This window comes from Arthrobacter sp. C152 (assembly GCF_054890965.1).
The window spans coordinates 1-4,129 of record NZ_JBTZSU010000071.1; the positions used below are offsets into that span (position 1 = coordinate 1).

2 protein-coding genes are annotated in these 4,129 nt (G+C 68.1%); one reads left to right on the forward strand and one right to left on the reverse strand.

Annotation, left to right across the window (positions count from 1 at the left end; all coding sequences use genetic code 11):
- Window positions 1–51: 51 nt before the first annotated feature.
- Window positions 52–2,868: a phosphoenolpyruvate carboxylase gene (ppc, locus tag ACYSM9_RS21605; protein ID WP_461858997.1), complete on the reverse strand. Its 2,817-nt coding sequence runs from the start codon at window positions 2,866–2,868 to the stop codon at window positions 52–54.
- Between the two features lie 197 nt (window positions 2,869–3,065).
- Here ppc and ACYSM9_RS21610 point away from each other — a divergent pair, with 197 nt between their 5' ends.
- Window positions 3,066–3,887: a DUF1684 domain-containing protein gene (locus ACYSM9_RS21610; protein ID WP_461858998.1), complete on the forward strand. Its 822-nt coding sequence runs from the start codon at window positions 3,066–3,068 to the stop codon at window positions 3,885–3,887.
- The last annotated feature ends 242 nt before the right edge of the window (window positions 3,888–4,129 follow it).

The window sequence follows — 4,129 nt, forward strand, 5'->3', positions numbered from 1 at the left end:
CCACCAGTCCAGCCGACGCGCCCCACACCCACCGATTAGTTCAGCAGTCTCCTAGCCGGTGTTGCGCAGGCCGGCCGCCACCCCGTTGACGGTGATGAGCATGGCACGCTGGAGGCGTTCATCGATCTCGGCGCCGCTGATGCTGCCCTCCTGCCCGGCCTCGCGGACGCGGCGCAGCAGTTCCACCTGGAGGTAGCTGATCGGGTCCAGGTACTGGTCGCGGATCTCCAGGGAGCGCTTCAGCGTGGGCTGCGCGTCCAGGAGCAGGTTCTCCCCGGTCAGCTTCTGGATCTCGGACACCGTAAGTTCGTACTCCTCGCGGATGGTCCGGAACAGGTGGTGCAGCTCTTCAGGGACCAGGGTGGCCACGTAGTAGCCGGCGATGTCCATGTCCGTCTTGGCGAGCGTCATTTCCACGTTGGACAGCACCGAGCGGAAGAAGTGCCACTGCTCCATCATTTCCACCAGCTGCGCCGCGTTGCCGGCCTCCCTGGCAGCTTTGAGGCCCGAGCCGACGCCGAACCAGCCCGGCACGATCTGCCGCGACTGGGTCCAGCCGAACACCCACGGGATGGCGCGCAGGCCGCCCAGGCCGGCACCGGAGTCGGGGCGCTTGGACGGGCGGGAGCCGATGTTCAGCGACCCGAGCTGCTCCACCGGGGTGGAGGCCATGAAGTAGGCGGGCAGGTCCGGGTGGTCGACGAGCTTGCGGTAGCGCTCGAATGCGGCGTCGGAGATGGTCTCCATGACGTGCCCGTACCGCTCGCGCTGGTCCTCGGAGGTGCGCGGGTCACGGTGCAGGGCCGAGCCCTGAAGCACCGCGGCCAGGGACAGCTCAAGGTTTTCGCGGGCCAGCTCGGGCAGCGAGTACTTGTCCGAGATGACTTCGCCCTGCTCGGTGAACTTGATCTCGCCTTCGAGGACGCCGTTGGGCTGCGCCAGGATGGCATCGTAGGTGGGCCCGCCGCCGCGGCCCACGGACCCGCCGCGGCCGTGGAACAGCCGGACGCGCACACCGTGCTTGGCGGCCACGTCCCGCAGCTTGCGCTGGGTCTTGTGGATCTCCCACTGGCTGGTCATCACGCCGGATTCCTTGTTGGAGTCCGAGTAGCCCAGCATGACTTCCTGGATGTCGCCGCGGAGGCGCACCAGTTCGCGGTAGGAGGGGTCGGAGAGCAGCTGGTCGATGATTTCGGCCGAGGCCCGCAGTTCCTCCACCGTCTCCAGCAGCGGCGCAAAGCCCAGCTTCGCGTAGGGCTTGTCCCCGAAGAGGTTCACCAGCCCGGCCTCGCGGGCCAGGACGGCCGCGGCCAGGACGTCGTCGGCGCCGCGGGTCATGGAGATGATGTAGGTCTCGATGACGTCCGGGCCGTACATGCGCAGGGCGCGGCGGATCTCGCGGAAGACGTCGTAGGTGCCGTCGGCGGCGCCGTCGAGCTTGATCGGGTGCCCGGAGAGCGGACGGCGGGAGGCGAGCTCGGAGCCGAGCACCTCGAAGCGCTGCTCACGGGAGAGCTCCGCGTAGCGCACGCCCGGGCCGCCGAGCCGGTCCATCAGCTGGCCGACGGCGTCGTGGTGGTGGTCGGCGTGCTCGCGGATGTCCAGGGTGGCCAGGTGCAGGCCGAAGGAGGCGATGGCGCGGCGGACGCGGGCCAGTGAACCGTCGGCGGCCAGGGCGGCGGAGTGGTTGCGCAGCGACAGCTCCAGGAGCTGCAGGTCGGCCAGGAGTTCGTCGGTTCCGCTGTAGTCGCGGCCGTGCTCGTGGTTGGAGTTGGCCGCCACGCGTTTGCCGGTGTTGATGAGCTTGGCCTTGATGCAGGTGAGCTTGAGCCGGTAGGGCTCCTGGGCGTTCAGTTCCAGGACCCGCTTGTCCAGGCCAGGCAGCTTCTTCAGGTCCTCGTCTATCGAGGCCAGCAAGGCGTCATCGGCGCCGGCGAGCGCCGTGGAGTTGGAGAGAATGGAGATCAGTTCATCGATCATGCCGATGCTGATCCGGATGGCACTCTGGTTCTGGATCTGCAGGATTTCGCGGGTCACGGCGGCGGTGACATTCGGGTTGCCGTCGCGGTCACCGCCGATCCAGGAGCCGAACCGGATGGGGGCGTCCTTGGACGCGAGGGTGACGCCGTGCTCGCCCAGGAGCTCGGAGAGCTCGGACAGCATCTCCGGCATCGCGTCGGTGAGGATGCCGCCCAGGTAGTAGATGGCGTTGCGGGCCTCGTCCACGGGGGTGGGCCGGACCTGGCGCAGTTCGTCGGTCTGCCACATCTGGTCGATGATTTCGGCCAGCTGCCGGTCCTGCCGCCGCCGGGCGGTGGAACCTTCGGCGGTGGGATTGGCCAGGACGTCGGAGAGCTTGCGGATCTTGTCCAGGACGGAGCGGCGGGACGCCTCGGTGGGGTGCGCGGTGAAGATGGGACGCACGTCCAGTCCGTTGACCACTTCCTGCAGCACGTCCGGGCCTGCCTGCGAGGCGATGTCCGCAACGGTCTTGGCCAGCCAGCCGTCCTTTTCGGCGCGGGTGCGCAGGCCGCGCACGCGGTGCACCTGCTCGGCGGCGTTGGCGAGGTGGAAGTAGAAAGCGAAGGCGCGCACCAGGTCGGTGGCCTGCTCGATCGGCAGGGAGCCGAGCAGTTCGCGGACCTGGGCAACGACGTCGTGAGCGCTCCAGGGGCCGGTGGCGTCCGCCCCGCCGCGCGCCGCCTCCTTGGATTCCTTGGTCAGGAGCCGGACCTGCTCCACGAGGTCGAGCAGTTCGGGGCCGTGCTGCCTCACGAGGGATTCGCCCAGCAGGGTGGAGACACGCCGGACGTCTGCCCTCAGTTCGGAGGCAAGGTCGGTTTCGGGATGTGCTGCAGTGTGAGCCATGGAAGCAATCTTTCGAGGGTTTCGGACTTGGCTCGTACACTGCGCTGGATACTGTGAGCCACGTTACTGACTAAAGATGCTACCCCCGTGGCACCTCCAGAGTGGAATTCGTCTCAAATAATGTCAGCCTACGCACTATGGAATGAAGCGGTCCCGGAGCCGGTTGAAGCGGGGGCGAACGCAACCCGGAAGGAACCATGCCCACCACCACAGACCCCAGGCTGGAGCGTTGGCAGCGCTTCCGCGCCAACCGCAACAAGGCGCTGGCCGCCCGCCACGGCTGGCTGACCCTCACCTCCTTCCAGTGGCTGGAAAAGTCCCCGGCCGCCGTCGACTCCGCCCCGGGGCTGTGGTCAACGGACGGTACGACGGCGGTCCTCACCGCGGTGCCGGCGGACGGGCTCGCGCTGGTGGAGACCGGCGAAAAGGTGGACGGCACCATGACGGCGGTCCTCGCCGACGAGGAATCCCTGATGTGGGTGCAGTTTGGCGGACCCGCCGGGGACCAGGTGGTGGTGGAGCTGGCCATGCGCGCCGGCCGGTATGCCATCCGCACCCGCGATGCGGAGTCGCCGGTCTTCACCGAATTCGAGGGCGTGCCCACCTACCCGTACAACCCTGGCTGGGAGGTGGAGGCCCGCTTCGAACCGTTCCCGGAGCCTGTGGATGTCCCCATCAGCACCGCCAACCCGCTGGTGGACGGCGTGCACCGCAGCGTGGGCGAGGTGGTGTTCCGGTTACCCGGCAGCCCGCACGAATTCCGGCTGCAGGCGGAGGATGAGAAACTCGGGGCCCTTACCGTCACGTTCCATGACGAGACCAACGGCGACACCACGGACGACTGGCGGAAACTCTCCACGCCCAGGCCGCGGCCGGACGGTACGGTGGTGCTCGACTTCAACCGGGCCATCAACTACCCCAGCGCGTTCACCCCCTACGGCACCTGCCCCATGCCGGTGAAGAACAACAGCCTGGATATCCGGGTGGAGGCCGGCGAGAAGACGCCCTACCCTGCCTAACTTGCGGGTGCTGTTACGGGACGCCGGTCTTTCTGCTCCTGGCGCGCCGCCAAACCTTTCGTCGCCTGCTGGCGCGCGGGGGAACCACCCTCCCGAGGACGTGGACGGCCTGGCCGGGTTGGACGGATTGGACGGATTGGACGGATTGGACGGCCGGAGCGCTGCCGGGCGGCGCAGTACCCGGCAGCGGCGGGGCGGTTGATCGGTAGGTGTGTCCGGTTGGGGTGGTGGTTTCTACGGTG